Source organism: Pseudoflavonifractor phocaeensis (genome assembly GCF_038439875.1).
Lineage (GTDB): Bacteria > Bacillota > Clostridia > Oscillospirales > Oscillospiraceae > Vermiculatibacterium.
This window is the reverse complement of the sequence record NZ_JBCDMT010000002.1, coordinates 191,295-210,472: the sequence shown is the minus strand read 5'-3', so window position 1 is coordinate 210,472 and position 19,178 is coordinate 191,295. Positions and strand designations below refer to the sequence as shown.

2 protein-coding genes are annotated in these 19,178 nt (G+C 62.7%); both read right to left on the bottom strand.

Going from position 1 to position 19,178, the window contains the following annotated elements:
• Window positions 1–294: 294 nt before the first annotated feature.
• Window positions 295–10,011, bottom strand: coding sequence for an InlB B-repeat-containing protein (locus AAEU42_RS03180; protein WP_342232082.1), 9,717 nt, complete (start codon window positions 10,009–10,011; stop codon window positions 295–297).
• Window positions 10,012–10,091: 80 nt separating this feature from the next.
• A complete protein-coding gene (locus tag AAEU42_RS03175; protein ID WP_342232081.1) occupies window positions 10,092–18,980 on the bottom strand; it encodes an S-layer homology domain-containing protein in 8,889 nt (2,962 codons plus the stop codon).
• Window positions 18,981–19,178 lie beyond the last annotated feature (198 nt).

The window sequence follows — 19,178 nt, the reverse complement described above, 5'->3', positions numbered from 1 at the left end:
TCTCTTTCTCCGCCTGGCATGGTTTTAACCGTTCCGAGAGGAAACACTTCAAGCCGTGACGATCTCCGCCACGGCTTGAAGTACATATGGAATTCGGGCATAAACGCTGTGATTTCCTCTCGCCCATTCTTATCCCAACTTCTTGAATTTCATCCAGAATATGTATATTTTTAATCACATCTACATAATTCTGCTACATTATATACTATTTTCTATTTCTGCACAACATGAAAACACTATAAAATCACAAGATTATCTAGTTTTTTTCACATAAAATTTTTACTATTATGTCAACTATTGCATAACTTTTATTTTTCTTTTGCGGTGCGAAACTTTAAAATGTGCGTTTTTTCTGGCCTTTTCCGTATCTGGAAGCGCCTTATCCTGGTGTGACACTGCGGCTGTTAATTCCCTAAAACCGCCTTGTTCCCCAGTTTCCGCGTTCTGTTCCTTTTCCCCCTCTATGGTTTCGGGAGGCGGAGAAGCTTCGCCTTTCTGAGCGTCCGCAGGCGGTTCTGCTCCCTCGGAGGGCGGGCTCTCCGGCGGCTCTCCCGATTCTTCCGAGGGCATATTCTCCGCCGGAGGCTCCGTCGCTTCAGGCCCGAGGCTGTTTTCAGGCGCCTTCGTCTCCTCCGGCACTGGACTTTCCGCGGGCATCTCCGTCTCCTCCGGGGCTGGGCTTTCCTCAGGCTTCACCGTAACCTCCGGTGTTGGGCTTTCTTCCGGCTGTTCCGGTTCATCAGGGGTCAGACTTTCCGCGGGCGCCGCCGTCTCCTCCGGCACAGGGCTCTGCGTGGGAGCGGGCGTCACTGTCACCTCGGGAGTCGGGCTTGCACTGGGCAGGGGCGTGACCTCGGGGTTGAGCAGCGCCTCCAGCTCCTCCAGGCTCAGCGTCATGACCGCGGGAGCCGCAAAGTTGAGCCCTGTCGGATTCCCGTAGTCCTCCTCCGAGTGGTTGAAGTTGAAAGGATACATAAGAACATCCAGATCCGAGACGGAAATGCAGGCATCTCCATCCAAATCCGCTACATAGGAAATAGAGTCAGGATTGTTTACAGAATTGGCCCATCCGGCAGCTCCCGCATCGACATCCTCTGTCCATGCTATATTCTGTGCCACGAACTCCACCAGAATATCTCTGTCCCGCATCTCAATTATTCCATTCCCATCCAGATCGCCGCAGAACAAGACGATGGGGGCGGAGAACGCAAAGGTCGGCGTTCCCCCGACGTCCTGAACGGCGCCGGCATTCAGCTGGATCGCGTCTCTGGAATAGGAAATATGGGCCGCTTTCCGGATCTCCAGCCGATAGGTTCCGTCCACAAGAGCGGAGGATTTGAAGGCAAAGGTCTGCTCCCAGAACCCGGAGCCCCAGTTATCCTTGAGCTCCAGCTCCAGCCAGGGGTCCACCTCTCCCGGCCGGTACAGGGAGAGCTGGGCCGGGTGGGTGGGCGCGTAGGAATCCAGTTCGCCGGTGAGGCTGTAATATTGGGGCACTTCCACATGGGTATACTCGCTTTCGGCCGGCGGGACCGCGCTGTCGTCCCGCGCCGTAATGAACAAACGGCACTCATTCTGGTCGATGGCGTCGTCGGTCCCCTGGTTGTCCAGGAGCCCGCGCAGCACCGCGGCGCAGGCAATGGCGGCCGTCTTGGCGGCCGCTTTGTCCGCCGGCAGGATATCCCCATCCCCATCGATGGCGTCCTCAATATCTCCATCTTTCAATACTTCTAGAATAAACTTTGCGCCGTTATACGGTATGTCATCAGCCGTATTGGGAGTCCCGTCCGGGCCCGGGTCGGTATAGTACACGTCGCTCTCATAGGCATCGGTGGCATTGTCCGGGTCGGGGTGGGACAGAGCCACAACATGCTCCAGGCTCTCGTAAACCCAGGCGGGCTCGCCTGCAGTCAGGTTTTGCACCAGATAGAAGTGGAAGCTGTGTTTGGCAGGGTCCACGTCGAACAGGGTCACTGTGCCGTCCGCCGCCCGTTCCGCCAGCGTGGGTACAGTCACCACGGCATAGTCACCACGGTTTTCCACCCGGATCCAGCCGTCCTCATAGCGGCCCCACTCGGCGTCCTTATTTTCAGGATCATAGGGGGCGTAACAGTCCACCGAGGGGGCGTATACCACCACAATAGTCGTCTCGGCGGTGGGCATGGTCACAGGAAGCTCTCCCGACGTGTTTACGGTTTGGATCACGGTGATAGACCCGGCCGCCGTGTTCACCGTGATCTCCACCTTGCTCACCTGATACCCCGCCGCCCAGCCGGCGGACACCTTCATGCCGGTGCCCGGTGCGATTCGATTGTCCATGGTGCCGTCGTCCACAAAGTCCGCCCTCAGATCATCCATGGGGTTGGCCGCCGAGCTGGAGGGAGTCAGGGTGACCAGCGGATCAGTGGGCGTGGCCGATGTCATATTGAAGAGCTTGGCCTCGTTGTCCGATTTTGCCTCATGGCCGCTGCTGATAAAGTGCAATGCCTGCGCCTCAGGAGGCGTATCGGAAAACTCCACATAGACCTGAACATGGCTGCCCGGAACCGGCACATCCACATAGGCGGTGCCGTGGGCGCCGTTGCCCACGCCGAATTGGGCCACCGGGATCGCCGCGCCGGTATCCAGCCGCTTGGCGGTGACCGTGACATAGACCCCGGCCAGGGCGTCGAACTCCACCATCGCCTGGTCACCGGCCTTGGCCTCGGTCCAAACCGGGGCCTGGGGCAGGCCGGAGGTGGTGACGTTGGTGACCGTCTGCCCCAGCTCGTTCCCCGCCACCATCAGGGTGGCGTCTGAGTAGACGGCCTGAGCCATGACCACAAAGCGGTCCGTCTGGGTCTTGGGGGCCAGGATCACGTAGATATGCACGTCCCGGTCCTCCATGGTGTAGGTATAGAGCTGGTCGGAGCTAGTGAGGGTCTGCTGGGAGCCGTAGCCCTCCTTGGTGACCACCACCTGCACCACTCTGGTGGTGGCGTCCAGGGGGTCCACTAGGGCGCTGAGGGTCTGGCTACTCACCAGGTCGGTGAGGACGGCGCCGTCGGTATTGACCGAGCGGTAGGTCCCGTCACTGAGGGACCCCACGCTGAGGGTCACGGTGTTCCCACTCAGATTGGAGGGATTGACGATATGCAGGGTGGCCTTCAGCCCGGTGGTGCCGGTGGTCTTAAAGTTCACGTGGGCGGCCACATTGGCCCCGCCCATGGTGAACTCCTCCACCTCCCCCAGGGGGTGGGCGGCGGTGTCCACAGGGGTGAGCTGCGGCGCCGTCCCCGACTGAGCGGAGAGGCTCATGAAGTCATATTGATACCCGCTGGCGGCGCCGGTGGCGTCCAGGTGGATGGTCTCCCCCTGGGGCACACTGTAAAAGTAGGTCCCCAGCCCACTGCTGGGCACACCCACCGCCGGGTCGATGGCGTTGGTCCCGCCGGGCGCGGCCTGGCTGGACACCTTGACCTCGCTGTCGCCGGTATTGGCCGTCAGTCCGCCGGTGTCGGTGGCCACCACCACCACGTTGTACCAGGGATCCGTGGGAAGCTTGGCATACTCATAGACCACGTAGACGTCCGTGGTCCCCGCCGGCATGGTGAACGCGGCGGTATTGGCCGCCGGGGAGGCATTGACCTGGGTGTCCGTCACACCCTCCAGCGCTTGGCTCAGGGGGACCAGGGCGCCGCCCCGCAGCACATAGGCCGCCCGGACAAAGTATCCCTCCGTTGCGGCGTCCGGCGCAATGGGCTGGGGAATGGCCGCCAGGGTCACCTCGGTCCCCGCCGCCACCATGACCATGGCGTCATTGGAACCGGACACGGAGGTGACGCTTTCCCCGCTGCCGGTGCCGTAGGTCAGGGTGGTCTCATTCGAAGCGTCGTCCGGCCCGCTGATACTGTGGCTGACGTGGAGGTTCAGCTTATAGGTGACCACGCTGACCGCCTTCAGCGTCACGATGACGGAGACGTCATCGGCAGGCATGGTGAAGGTATAGATATCGGGGTCGGAGGGGTCCACCTTGGGCTCCACGGTCACGGTGATGGGCGTGCCCACCACGCTCTCCACCGCGTAGCCGGGATTGACCGTCACCGTCACCTGGATGGTGCCGCCGGTCTGGACCACCATGCCTCTGGGCGCGGCGCCGCAGTCCACCGTCCCCGTGGTGATGGTCGGCGTATTCTTATCGAACATCACCGCAGAGCCCGCGGCCGCGCCGGGGCCGTTCACCGCCAGGACCGCCGTGTGATCGTCGGGACCGGGGGCGTTGTCCGAGAACACCGCGTAAACATCCACATTGCCGGAGGGCATATAGAAGCTGCCGGTGCTGGGCGCGGCACCGCTCATGGACAGTGGGAGCATCTGCCCTGTCTGAAGGACATAGACGCTCTGGAGATAGCGGCCGCCGGCCGGGGTGGCGGAGACGTCCACCAGGTCCCCCGTATTCAGAGTCTTTCCCGGCAGGGCAATGGAACCGCCGTCCGTATTTGTAGTGTTGCTCTGGTCGGCCTGCTCCGTGATGGAGGCCGCGTCCCCGGCGGCGCCGTTCACATAGTGCAGCGTCGCCTTGAATTCCTGGGGCGGCGCCACGTCCGGCTTGGTGAACACCACGTCCACCACCACCGGCGCGCCCGGCATGATGAAGAGAAGGCTCGTTCCGTCGGGCTGGGGCTGGCTGAGCACCGTCTGTCCGGTGACGGTGGTTACCGTGTAGCTGCTGACCACATAGCCGGGAGCACAGGTCCACTTGGCCGTGACCTGCCTGCCCTGTCCTTCCTGGATGATGCCCACGTTGTTCACGTCGTCGCCGGTGGCCGTATCATGGTAGGACACGGCGCTGGCGTTGGTCACCCCGTCGCTGGCTGTGACCGTCACAAGGTTGCTCCCCGTCACCGGCATCGGGACATTGGAGAGGTAGCTGATCTTGGCCGTGACGTTGTACCGGGTGGTGGTGTCCAGGCCAAAGACCACGTAAATGACCAGGTTGGAGGCGGGCATCTTGATCTGGGCCCGCTGGCTGCTGGTGAGGGGCAGGGGGATGTTGGCGGCCACGCCGCTGCCCTGGGGCACCGCGGTGATGGAGCTCACCTGATAGCCGCTCTCCACCGTCAGCGCCAGGTCGAAGAGGTCCCCCGCGCTGACCCCGTCCTTGAAGGTAAAGGGATTGGCCGTGCTGCCGGGAGGCGTGTAGAGGAAGGCGGCGTTCTGGCCCAGGCCGTTGTTCACGGTGTTGTTGACCACCACCTGGATCTGATAGGCGTGGGGCGCCACGGCCCGGAACTCCGCCTCAATGTGCGTGGTGTCCGCCGGCATGATAAAGGTATATGTGTCGGTGACGGCGGCGTCCAGGGTCATGGCGACCCGGTCCCCGCCCTCGGTGTAGGCTACCAGGCTGTACAGCGCGTAGCCGGAGGCGGGCGTCACCTTGGCGGTGATGGTGCTGCCGTCGTTCACCACCATGGCACTGCCGTTGGTGGCGGCGGCGGACATGGTCCCTGCCACCGCCCCGGTCCCGGCGGTCAGCTCGCTGACCGCCACCGTTCCGCTGCCCGTGGGGCCGCTCACCATCAGGGTGAGCATATGCTCTCCCGCCGCTGGCGGGGCAATGTTCTCCCGGAAGGTGATAAAGACGTCCACATCGGTATCAAAGGGCATGGTAAACCCGCCGGACTGGGTCGTCCAGGCGCCCAGGAGGGCCGGGGAAATGGCCACCTGGGTCCCGTCCCCGGTCACGGCATAGGCGGCGGTGACTACAGACGCGCCGTCGGGCGCCGGGTTCACGGCGATTTGAATGGTATCCCCCGTTGTGGCCGAAACACTGGCAGAGCTGGGGGAGCCCGGCGCGGCCGTCATATTGGTGACAAATGCCGTGGAGCTGCCGGCGCCGGCGGTATGCAGTGTGACTGTGTGGGAACCGGAGGTGCCGGCCTTGAAGGTCACATAGATGTCCACCGAACTGCCGGGTACGTTGAACTCCAGCGCCAGAGTCCCATCACTCCCCGCCCAGTGGTAAGTAACGGGTCTGCCGCTCCCATCCACTACCTCTAACCGCTCCAGCACACTGCCGGCGGCGGGGAAAAGCTCCACGCGGATCCCGGTCCCATCCAGCGCACGGAGGGATTCCGTGCCTCCATCGGTCACGGGGCCCTTGACGATGTTTGTAGACAGGTTGGCCAGGGTCGCTCCGCTCCCCCCCGCCGGGTCGGAGACATGGAGGGTCACGGGATATTCCACCTGGTCGGGCCAGCCCGCCGCGATCTCAATGTTGAGGTACACGTTTCCGGCAGGCATGGTGAAGCCGCCGGACTGGGTGCCGATCATTCCGGTGATGGTGGGTGTCACCCCAAAATCGGCCGGGGTCACGGACACGGAGGAGATATAATACCCCGCGGGGAGCTGGACGGCATAGGGGATCTCTTCTCCCGGATGGGCCGTACGGCTGTACACCAGATTGGAAGAGGACAGCTCCCCGTAGCCGCCGAAGGTGGCCCGGGCCGCGCTCACCCCGGCGGGGTCTCCCCGTAGGATCAGGTCGGCACGGAACTGGGTGCCGCCGCCTGTCTCGAAGGGCAGGACGACGGTGACAGGCTCGGCGGGCATGACAAACTGGAACCGGTCCGGCCCGGTCCAAGTGAGAGCCACCACCCCGTTGGGCGTGGTGAGCACAGGCAGGCTCAGCCCATGGCCGGAGGCGGGGATGGCCTGCACCTCCACCAGATCGCCGGCGGCGGTGGTTGTAGTCACATCTCCGGGGGCGACGCCATGGCTGGCACCGTTGAGGAAAAGCTCGCCCTGGTTCCCGGCCCCGGCGGGCTGGGTCACCTTCAGTGTGACCGAAGGCGTGGGCGCACCGGCGGCAAAGGTGACGGTGACGGTGGCGTCCTCTCCGGGCATGGCGAACACGGCAGTCTCGGTCCCGCCGTCGTTGTCGTTGTAGCCGGTGCCGGAGAGGGTCACGGGGACCGAAGCGACAGCCTGGACTTCCACGGACTGGATGTGGTACCCGGCGGCTGTGTCGATCGTCAGGGTTACAAGCTCTCCCGCGTACGCTGTGGTACTGACCAGAATATCCACGCACTGGACGAACGTGCCCGCGCTGGTGGTAGTGCTCACTTTGTTGCCGTCCAGCGCGGAAGGATCCTTCTCAATACCCAGCTGGTAAGGAGTCCCCTGGATCAACGCAAAGGTCACCTCGACCACCACATTGGCCGCGGGCATGGTGAGCTCCACCGCCCCGCCCGGAAGGTACTGCCAGGACACGGCGGTGCCCGGCACGTCGGCGGTCACCGTCACACCCGAAACATAGGAACCGGGAGCGGGTGAATACGTGGCGGTGATGACGTCCCCCGCCCAGGCGGCCTGCAGGCTGGCGCTGTTGGCGCCGGGCCGGGTTGCGGTATCATTGTGGATCTGCACCGTGCCGCCGCCATTCCCCGCCGCCGAAATGCTGGCATAGAAGGTAGGCTCCTCCGGCGGGGTCCCCTTGGTATACTCGATCAGCACAGTGGCGTTCACTCCGGGCATGGTGAAGGAGGCGGTCTCCTGCCCGCCTTGTCCCCCGTTGTAGCCGATACCGGAGACATTGATAGGTACCGCCAAGGGCTGCCCGCTGTCATCCACCACCTGAATCCGGGAGATATAAGTCCCGGCCTCCACCGTGATATCTACGGACAGGTTGTCCCCCGGATAAACACTGATGGGGTTGTTGTGGTTGGTTCCGGTCCAGAGGGCACTGCTGGCTCCTGAGGCCCCGTCGTGATACTCCTGCCGGATCTTGGCAGTCAGCGGGCTTTCGGTCACCGACTTGAATTCCACCCGAACGGTGACCTCCTGATCCACGCTGTCCAGCGCCACCATACCGAAGGTAAAGCCGGTGGCGGGATTGCCCACGGTGTTGATCACGTCGCCCGGATAGCTTACCGATACGGAGGCGGTACGGCCTGTAACCAGGCCGCTGAAGGTCACCTTCATGGCGGCGTTGGCAAAGACCTCCAGCATCCCCTCGTCGGGGGGCGTCTCTCCGCTGTCCGGCCGGGTGACCGTGAAGGTGCCCCGGGCGTCCACGCCCTCCAGGGTGGCGGTCTCGCTCCCCTGGGCGTCCACCACCACCAGTTTCACTTTGTAGACAGGTGCTTTTTCATACTCCACCACCACGCCCACGTCATAGCCCGGCATGGTGAAGGTATACTGTTTGACATCCGTGGGGCTCTGGGTGACGGCCGTCATGGTGGTGCCGCCGTTCCGGGTCACCGTCACCTGCTTGATGCGGTAAGCGCTGTCGCAGCCGGTGGAAATGGTGACCACCCGGCCCGCCCTGGTCTCCACGAAGTTTCCGTCGGGGGTATCCACGCCGGTGACGACGCTGCTCTGCTGCACCACGCCGTTGCCGTCCGTAAAGCTGAGCTGGGCCTTGTTATCCGCCTGGCCGCCGGCGTTATGGACACTGATCGTCGCCTTATATTTGGGCGCCAGGGTAAACTTTACGCTCACCTCCGCGTCCGAAGCGGGCATGACGAAGCGGTAGGTCAGGGCCGTGTCCGTCACGTTCACCGCCGTCACCGGCAGCGTGCCTCCGCTCCCCGCCAGCTTGGCCTCCACCGCCACGTCGTAGTCACTGTTCCGTGTGAGGACCACATCCACGCTGTTGTTGGCCGTCGTCATCAGGCTGACGCTGTCGCCCTGGTTGGTGATGGCCGTGGTGGCCGTGCCGCCGGGGACGCTGAGCTTGGCGGTGTTCTCGGCCAGGCCGTTATAGTTGGTGTCGATGGTCAGGGTGGCCTTGTACTCCGTGTCCGGGTTGGGCGAGCCGGAGAAGGTGACGGTGACGATCACATCCGTCCCCGTGGGCATGATGAAGGTATACCCCTGCTCCCCCGCCGTACTGGAAGGCAAGGTGACGTAGGAGACGGTATTCCCCGAGGCGTCCGACACAGCCACCGTCACGGTATAGCCGGTGACGCAGTTTGTCGTCAGCTTCAGCTCCTCGCCGCCGGAGAGATAGTCGATATGCTCGCCTGTCGCGGTGGCGTATTGGGAATAGGGCGGGGCGAAGGGCTCGTTGTTGATGACTAGCTCGGCGGTGTTGCCGCTGTTGCCCCCGTCGTAGACGATCAGGTTGGCCCGCTGGCTGTCCCGCTGGCGGCTGTTCGTGAAGATGTTGAGATCCCCGGTGTAGTCCAGCATCAGCTTCAGATCGTGGCCCGGGTCATGATAGGTGTACTTGTCCCAGTTGCCGTAGCTCCCGTAGCCGGTGCCGGCGGCGCCTGTGGCCCCGGAAGCAGAGCCCATGGAGAAGGTGCTGGCGTTCCGGGATAGGCGAATGCAAAGCTCTTGGGCCGGATCGTACTCCCTCAGCACAAAGGGGATCATGGCGATGTAATAGGTGCTGTCCGCGTTGTTTCCACTCTTAAACCGGGCGGGACCGGTGGTATCCTCTTTCTTTTCCACGGACACATAGGTCATCCTCCACCCACCGGGGGCGGAAAACTCCTCCGTACCATAGCCGGTGTCCGCATCCACGGGATCGTTGAGGGGGTCCTGATCCGTCAGGGCGTGTTTCACCCGGTAGTCCGAGTCCCACTGATTCAGCGGGTTGGCACCAATATTTTCCTGCTCGAATGTCGTCTGAAATCCATCCGTCGGGTCTACATAGGGCTCCACATAGTCGGGGTTGTAGTAAAGGGCCAGCTCCGCGCTGTGCAGCCCCCGCCCTCCGTTGGAGAGAACAAATTGGTCTATGTTTTTGATGCCGATGCCGATCCAGAAAATAGTCTGGTTTTTGTTCCCCTGGTTCCCATCGACATAGCCGTTCCATTTTCCGTCCGCGCCGCCGTCGGCGCTGGCCTGATCGGTCGGCTCCGGCGATACATAACCGCTGCCGGGCTGGCTATCGTTGTAGCCAGTCTTGTTGTCCCCCAGGAAGTCCATGACCAGCTCGGGTCGGTCATAGGGCGTAGGCGCGCTGCCGCCTGCCCCCGCCGCATGGGCGGGAACACTTTCGGCAAGCAGGGAGCATGCCATCGATACTACGAGGCACCAAGCCCCTATTCTTTTTCGCGCTCGCGTCACGTCGCCTGCACTTCCTTCTGTGGGAGATTTTCTTACTTGGATCCGGGGATGAGCCGCTCATACTCCTTCGGCAGCACCACCGTATTGACAGCCCGGAGGATCGCGCCGTAGCCCCAGTGGGTCTCGGGCACGTCCGCGGGTACGTTCAGCGTCCCGTCCTGGCCGTAGCTGGCACCGCTGAGGAGGATGCGGCTGAGCATGGCCGCCGCTTCCGCCCGGGTGATCTTCCGGTCGGGATAAAAATAGTTGTCGCCTGTCCCGTTGAGGACCCCCAGCTTCGCCAGAGCGTCGATGTAGGGATAAGCCCAGGTGTCCTCCTCCCCCGCGTCCACAAAGGCGTGGGGCCGGCCCTTGGTGTCCTCCGGCTCCAGGCCGATCATCCGGCAGAGGATCGCCGCCATCTCGGCCCGGGTGGCCACCTGTCCGGGGCTGAAGGTTCCATCCGGCAGGCCGGTGAGCACGCCGGTGCTCAGCATCAGCTCGGCGGCGGGGGCGTACTCCTCCTCGCCGGTGAGGTCGGGGAAGCTCACCTCTCCCGACCAGGTCCAGTCCTCCGGCGCCAGATAGAACCGGGCCAGCGTGAACACCAGCTCCGCCCGGTCCATCAGGCGGTCCGGATAGAAATAGCTGTCCTCGTCCAGGGAGAGGAAGGGCTGTGTAAAGTAGAAATCGAAGCCGGAGTTCGCCAGGTCCACCTGTTCTCCCAGCTCCTCGGCCGCCACGCCAACGCCCTGCTGGACGCCGGCGGGGTCGATGACGGTGACGGTGATGCTGTCCTTCAGCCCGCTGGGGGTGGTCACCGTGACGGTGGCCCGGCCCACGCCCACGAAGAGCAGCCCGCCCCGCCCCGTGACCCGCACCACATTGGGGTCGGAGGAGGTCCAGGTCATGGCCTCGTAAAGGGCGTATTCCGGGAGGATCCTGGCGGTGAGGGTCACGGTCTCTCCGCCCAGGTTGGCCTGCACGGAGCCGGGGGTGATGACGATCTTGGTCCCGTAGAGGGCGCCGCCGCCCCCGCTGCTGATATTGACGTAAAGATCCGCCTTCCCGTCCTCGTTCACCGTGATCTCTTTTTTCTCCGTGCCGCCCTCGGGCAGCTTCTTGTCGATCTCCACGGAGAAGGGGGCGGACAGGTCCAGGCCGCCCTCCTCAAATTTGAGCTCGGCGCTGTGGTCCACGTCCCAATAGTAGCCGTAGTAGCGGGTGGGATCGCTGTTGCGCACCACGGCGTCCAGCAATTCCTTTTTCTCGTACTGGAGGATATCAGTGAACCATACGGCCTCCAGCGTATCCACGGTGTAACGGGCCCCGTCCTTCCCCGTCTCCTCCGTACTGGAAACCAGTTTGAGACGCTGAGTATAGGTCTGGACCGCCGGGGCGGGCGTGGGCTCCGGGTCAGTGTCTACATCCGTGGACGGGCGGTTGACCGCCCAGTCCTGGACGGTCTCGCTCCGCTTCTGGGCATCCTCCTGGGCATCCGCCTTCTCCTGGTCGGTGTCCTGGCTGGAGGAGAGCGGAGCGGAGGCGTTGTAGTTGTGGGTCTCGGCCACCCGGACCACACCCCAGAACACCGTGTTCCGGGGCAGGGCGTCCCGTGTGCCCAGGCCGGTGTCCGCGGCGTCATACCAGTGGGCGCCGTCCTCGGCCCAGCGGTAGTTCTGCCCCTTTTCCACCTCGCCCTCCCGGGGCGGCTCCGGCTCCTTGGTGGGTTCGTAGCCATCCGGATAGGGACAGGTCTCTTTTTCACCGCCGAAGTAGAAGGCGTCCTGCCAGGTATCCGCCCCGCCCCAGCGGGTGAGGACCTCACCGCCGCCGCCCTCGGGCGGAGCCAGGTACTCCAGGCCGTACTCATAGTGCAGCTCACTGCCGTAGGCGTCTCCGCCATCCTGCACGGCTGTGTGCTCCTGGGGATAGGTCACCTTCACCGCGTTGGTGTGGACCTCCACGCTCACCTGGGGCAGGATGTCGTCCGGAATGGTCCGCTCCGCCTTTTCGATGACGGCGTAGGGCACCGTATCCTTGGTGGGGTCGGCCGCGTTGTCCGCCAGCTCCACGGCGCTGTCCAGTGTGTAGTTGGCCGCGTCCGGGCCCCCAAGGGCCATGCCGCTCACCAGCACCGGCAGGGAGGCCGTGGCGGGATAGGCGTCCCAGCCGTCGCTCTCCGGGGTCCTCGGCTGGTGGTCCAGGCTCTCCCAGTAGCTCTGCCACTGGTCCGGGGCCACCGGGGCATCCACGGTGTGGCGCTCGTCGGCGTACTTGACGTTGGGATCGAAGAAGGTGAAGGTCAGCCCCGCCCCGCCGCTTTCGTAGGTGTACCCCTCCGTGTCCAGGTGACCCAGAAGGGTGGTATAGTCGCTGTAAACGGGGTCGGACTGGTTTTGATCCGGAACCTCATATTCCGCGCCGGTGGCTACAAAGATCACGTCCTTGTCCCCCGTGTCGCTGACATAGGGGTTGGTAAGGGTAACGGCACCCAGGGCGTCTTTGCTCCCGTCGTAGACCTTCCCCGCCGCGGTCAGCGTATAGGTCAGGTCCTTGGGGTGTACCATGATGGGGATGGGGACATTTGTCGTCACATCGCTCACCAGCACCGGCCTGGCGTAGTTCGTGGTGGTGTGGGCCCGGGCAGTGAGGATGAGATATTTCCCGTTGTAAACGAACCGGTCCGCCGTGTGGTCCGGGGCAATGGTCAGATGGTCTCCCGTCGCCGCGGGCCGCTTCTGGACGCCCGCGTCATTGTCAGCGGGAAGCTGGGCGTTGTCCCAATAGTTGACGGAGAGCATACCGGCGCACTGCTGGTAGAAGAGCTCTTCCTCGGGATCATAGGTCTCTCCCGGCAGCGCGTCATAGGTGATGCGCACCTTCAGCTTGGAGAGGTCCAGGCCCTCTCCATAGGTGTACTCCATCCTGGGCGCCTGGAGTAGCTCGATCTTTTTGATGGTCCGCCGGTCCAGACGGCCGGTGGCCGTCTCGTCTACGGGCGCCTGAATGTACTTGTCGTTATCGTCCTTGTAGACCAGGATGTAGTTTTCCATCCCCTCGCTGAGCACCATGTCCCGGATGGTGACCGGCTGGTCCGCCTGATGCTGGTTGTCCGGGATCTGCACCCGGTGCCCCACCTCTGGATAGACCACCGTCATTCCCAGGCCCAGCGTATCGGTGCCGTAGATCGCGTCGCCTGTCAGCGGCAGGTCCCAGCTCATGCCGGCGTTGACCGCCGAGATAAATTCCGGGTCGGTCATGCTGCGGTAATACTTCCCGTCGATCAGATCCGGCAGGACGGTATAGATCCCCCCCGCCGTGGTGTGGTCTGCTTTCTGTCCGGTCTGGGCGGCGTAGGAGGAGAACTCCGTCTCCACTGTATTGAAATAGATGGTGGAGATGGGCGCCTCGCACACCTTGTCCACCACGATGGGCCGGCGGAACACCGTCAGCACAGAGGCGGTGTTCCGGTCAAAGACATAGTTGTCCATGGCGCTGCCCGCCGTATCCAGGCTGACGGTGTACCTGCCCCGTCCGGCGTCCCGGCTCCCCTCCGTGGTGAAGCGGACTCCCGTATACCCCGCGTCCAGGAAGCTCAGTTCCGGGCTTTCCGCCGGAGCGGACAGGTCCTTCCCCTCCTCCTGGGTCACCCCAACCGTCCCGTCGGCAGTGACATAGAGCTTGGTGGAGTCGGTGTAGTCTACGCTTGTAAACTCCTCCCGCAGCCGCTTCTGATCCGGCGCCGCCAGGGTGCCAAACAAATAGTAGGCCCGATAGCCGCCGTTGGGCTCCCCGTAATAGCGGTTGGAGGCCTCCACCGTCAGAGGCAGGGATTTTTTCTTCACGGTATACTGGGCGGAGTCATCCGTCTCATCCCACACCAGGAGTTGGGACGCGTCCCGCCGGCCGCATACCATCAGCTTCTTCCCCGTGGTGGCCACGTCGGGATAGTCCCCCGTGTTCACGGCCGTCCCCAGCAGGTCCGCCAGCGCGTCCGGCGTGAGCGTATTCAGATCCTCCGGCAGGGTCTCCCCCGCGTCCATCCAGTACAGCCGCATCCCCTGAAGCGCGAAGGTATCCGTTTTTCTGCCCTCAGAGTAGCGCACGCTGTACTCCAGTGTCCGGTCAATGATGGGGGCGTTCTGGGGCAGGGCGTTGTCCCCTTCCGCCTTGTAGCGCAGCCGCAGGGACATGCCGGTGAGGTTCAGTTCCTCACCGTAAACATAGTCCCGGCGGTTCGCCGGCGTCAGCAGCTCCACCGACTCCAGCTCCCGCAGCCTGACCACGCCTTGGGCGTGCTCATTCTTGGGCTTGCTGCCGTTGGCTGCGGACTGGGTGTCAAATACTAGGGCATAGTTGCGGTTGTCCCCCGCCCTTTCCACCAACTCCAGCCCGCGCACCTCGGCGGCGGCCAGCTTCTCCGTCTCTCCCGCCGGCATGTTGAAATAGGGCGTGCCGCTCAGGGGGGCGGCGGTGGGGTTGTCCGGGGTATAGACGGCCGAATAGCGCACCACCACCTCATCCAGCGTGCCGTCGGCCCGCCTGTGGATGGCGTCTCCGGTGAGATTATGGGGGATCTGTACATAGCCTGTGTTTCCGGCGGTGTAGTAATGCCCGTTCTCGGGAAGTCCAGCGGCGAAGGTGTCCACCGCCTCGGAGCCGTCCCGGCCTGTGGCGGTCAGCTCTTGCGGCACCATCGTCCCCTCGGCGTCGGCGTAATACATCCGGCTCAGGGTCAGGCTGGACGTATCGTCATAGAGGAAGGTCTTCCCCGCCGTCCCCTCAAGGCCCATGGTCAAAGAGGTGACCACAATGGGTCTTGGCAGGATGATCATGCTGCTGAAGCCGTTCTCCCCCCACTCGGCCACAATGGAGCCCCGCTGGAACCGGAAGCTGTAGTTGTCCGCGCCGGTGGTGATCAGATTGTCGGCGTCCCTCTGGTAGCCGATGGAAATGATATAGGTGTTCCCCGCAGGAGTATCGGCCGTGACCTCGTCGGCGCCGATGCCCACCCGGGCTTTCAGCAGAGGCGCCACGTAGCCAGGCAGCAGCTCCAGCTCATCCTCCGTCCCCTCCAGAAGGGCCTTGCCGGTGGTGCTTTTCAGGAACGCCTGGTCCTCGTCGGAAAGCTCGCTGGGATCGTACGTATAGGTCAGTTTCGGATCCTGCGCCGTCCCAAACTCGCCGTAATAGACCGTCTTGGGCAGAGCCGTCAGCGTCAGGGACTTTTTGGCCACGCTGAAAGCGGCGTCGCTGTACCAGCGCACCGGGCTCACAGCCCCATTCCAATAACCGGGGGCGGAAATACACAGGTACTTGCCATTATGCGTAGCCGCCACCATGGGCTGGAGATTGCTCAGCCGGTGGCTCTCATCGTCCCGGCTGGGTCCCGAGGACTTGTCGTCCTCCCAGGTAAGGACGATGCCGGGAGCCTGGAAAGACTCGTCGGAGGAATAGGTATAGCCCACCTCGGAGCCGTCCTGATAGACCAGCGTCACCGTCAGGCCGTAGAGAAGCAGGACCTCACCGTAGGTGTAGCCCTCGATCTTGGGAAGGCCCGCCACCTTCAGGGACACCACCGGGTTGTTGAGTACGGTGGCGCTGGCCGTCCGCGTCTCCAGATAGGGTTCCACCAGGACATAGTTCTTCCGGGCAGCCTCGCCCTCCAGCGCCACTGCGCTGATGGCGGCGTCCACCTGCTTGCTGGCCACGCCGTCCGGGACATCATAATGGGGCGGCGCGGGATGTTCCCAGGTCAGTGTGGCGGTAAAGGAGACGGCCACCTCATCGTCGGCAAAGACGGGCCCGCCGGTCAACGGAAGGCCTTCATAACTGCCGCCCAAATCCTTGGGGATGAACTGGCTTTTCTGATCCTTTTGATAGACGGCGGTCTGCCCGGCAAACACGGTTTGGCTATCGCTGGCCCAGACCTTCACGCCGCTCATGGCGTTCTGAGGGCTGTTCGGGTCATCCTCCAGTTTAGTGATCACCAAAGGCCTGGGCAGGACGGTCAACGGGCTGTCCGCCTTTTCCCCATCCGCCGCCAAGGTCCCCTCCGGGTCGGCATACTGGAAGGAATAATTGGCAAGACCGCTCCCGGAGATGGCGTCGCCGATGGAAATGGCGTATTCTCCGGCGTCCGTCCCCTGGTCCACGCTTGTCGTCAGCTCCGGTGCCTGATACCCTGCCAGCTTGGAGAGGCTTTCCGACTTTCCATCGTTGGTAAATCCAGGCACATAATTTGCGCCGCCAAACAAGTCCAAAGCCTTGATGTCGCTTTGTTTATAGTTGTAGTCAAGTTGGTCGTTCGGTTCTCCGTAATAGCGTTTTTGTCCAATGGCGGTCAGGGTCAATGGGGCCTTTTCCACCTGGATGCGGTAAATGATCCGTTTCCCGTCGCCGCCCACCACCAGGAATTCAAAGGTGCCCACTTCCTCCGGAATCCCGCTGATGATGCCGTTCGTTTCGTCGTAGGTCAATCCTCTGGGAAGCTTGTCGTTGATCCCGGACAGGCCGGAGGGAAGCTGCTTACTCTTATATGGCTCGCCATAGACGGTCTCCCGGGACTCGCCATAAAAGTTGAAAAGGTCCTCCCGGACGGTCTCATCCTCGCCCAGGTTGATGGACCGGGCGGAGCCGCCTACATAATAGAGCTCCTCCGCCAGGTTCCAAGTGGAGCCGCCGAAGATCTTGTCCTGCGTGCTCCAAACGGCGGCCACCTGGGGGATGCTGGAGTCCTGGGGCACCAGGCGGGAGAACATGGCCAGCTCCTTCATGCCCAGGCCCATATCCAGCACTTGGGCCGTGCTGGCGCCAAAGGGGAAGGTGTGCAGCCGGAAGGGCACCCGAACCAGATAATACTCGTCTGTGCTGCCCTGCGGGCTGTTCAGCACACGGTAGGAGGTGTCGGTACAGCGGATGGAGATGGTCATCTGCCTCAGGTTGGACGGAGTTTCCACCAAACGCTCCAGCGGCAGAATGGCCTTGGAGTAATGGGTCGTGTATTCCCCGTCCGCCTGGGTCCCGCCGGCGATCTCATAGTGGCGGCCCCACAGGAACGGAGTGGGGTTTTCCACGTTGGTCCCGATATTGTACCTGCGCAGCGTCTCCTGCCACTGGGCCGCCTCATCCCCCGATACACCGCCCGGGAGGAGGGCAGGCTCCAGATAGGTGGCGTCGTAGGCGATGGTCAGATTGATGGAGGTGATACCGCCGCAGATTGCCTTCTTGTTCCTGCCGGAAGCCGCGTCGGAAGCCTGACGCACCTCTTCCAGGTCAGAGACCTTGACGCCCACCCAGAACACATCGTTCCGCTTGACCGTCTGCCCCTCTCCCGTGGCAGCATTCAACAGCTCTGGATCGGCGGTGATCTCATCTGTGTTGACGCCGAGGAACTCCAGCGACAGCTTTCCTTTATCCTTGTCTACGGGCGTAGACACAACCAGCTCCCGCCGGGCGTGCCAAGCCGCTGCCTCCGCTTCGCTCAGACCGCTGGGCAGGGGCAGGTAAAAATAATCGCTGCCTGTGTTCTTCGTCAGGATCGGCGTATAACCGTTTTGGAGCAGGGCCACATCCCCGCCGTCCACGGTGCCGTTGCGGTCTACGTCGCATACCCGGAGCTTGAAGAGGGAGATCACCTTATCGCTCCCGGTAAGGAAGGGCACGTCATTTTCTCCGGGAGAAGGATCCAGTGCCCGGCGCAGCAGCTCTGCGTCTGCCGTGGTCACCGCCCCATCCATATCCACGTCGCCGGGAATAGGCAGGACGACCAAGGTGCGGCAGAAGGTTTTGGCGTTTTCCCGGTTCACGTCCAGGAAAGCGTCCGGATCGCTGGTGTAGGTTTTCCCCGTAAGAGGATCTGTAAAGGTATACTCAATCTGATAGATGCCCGGCACCACCCGCACGCCCCGGAGGTCGATCCGGTCCTGCCCGTTCTCGTCCCGGACCACCTGGAAGGTGTCGGCTCCTGCCGCCGGCTTCATGCTCCCGTCCCCGTCATAATAGCAGACCGTGCCGGCGTCGTCCTTGATGTCCGAGACCGTCAACCCGTGTTCCGGGTCGTCCGCCAAACGCAGGGTGACGCTCCGGCGGACATGCTCCGCCCCGGGGTCCAGCGTCACACGCTGTCCCTGGCTGTCGATTACCGTAAAGCCGGGATCCACAAAGCTACTGTCCTGGTAGACTACAATCGCCGTCTCGTCCAGGTCCACATCCGTTTCCCCGCTCCAAGCGCCGATTTCGTAGGTATCCTCCCGGTTGTAGAGGCCCTTATTGTTTTCCGGACCGTTGGGGCGGTAGAGGTCCACTTTCCCAAAGTTCCGCTCCGCCCGGAAGCGCTCCTTCGCCTTCTCTTTCTCCACCTCCACACTGGTTCCAAAACTGTTTGCCAGCTGTGTCCAGACGTCGCCCGTGTCCCGGGCGATCATGCCGAAGGGGGTGTTGCCCGGATTCTGCTCCAGCTTCGGGTCGTTGAGGCGCTGAATGTAAAAGTGGTATGTATTGGAGGAAACCCCATCAGGGGCGGTAACCGTCACCTCGATCTCATTGTAGCGGTCATCACCGGTAGAGAGAGCCAGCGGGATCGTGCCGCCGTCAAGCTCCCATTGGGAGCGCATGGGGTACTCAAAACTGTTGTAGATGTCATATTGGGGCGTCCCATAAATATCCGTCCCCGTCTGTACGCTGTCATTGAGTATCCTTTTGTCCAAGGTGTACTTCGACCAGTCCCCGGCCCCCGCCTGGCGGGCGGAAATCTTTACACCGGCTTGGGTCATATCGATGTCCCCAGTCCGGAAGGGTTCCGACGCCAACAGCGAAATGTCCAGCGCCTCCACGTCCGAGTCTACACGAAGGTAATAAGACATATTTGAGGCGCTGGGATCGAAGGTCGTCTCGGTACCGGCGGCGTTGGGATCACCGTTATAGAGAATCCCCTTCATCAGATTTTGGGATTTATCTGTCTGACCGTCCGCCCTCACCGGGTAAAGGCCTGTCTCCGCCTCACCTCGGTCCGCCTCAACTTTTGCGTTGATGGGGGCCGTGTCTATAAGCGTGGCGTCATCACTGAGAGACCAGTGGGCGATAATAGGTAACTTGTCTGTACCATAAAACGACCAAATCTCGGGCTCGCTTTCTGG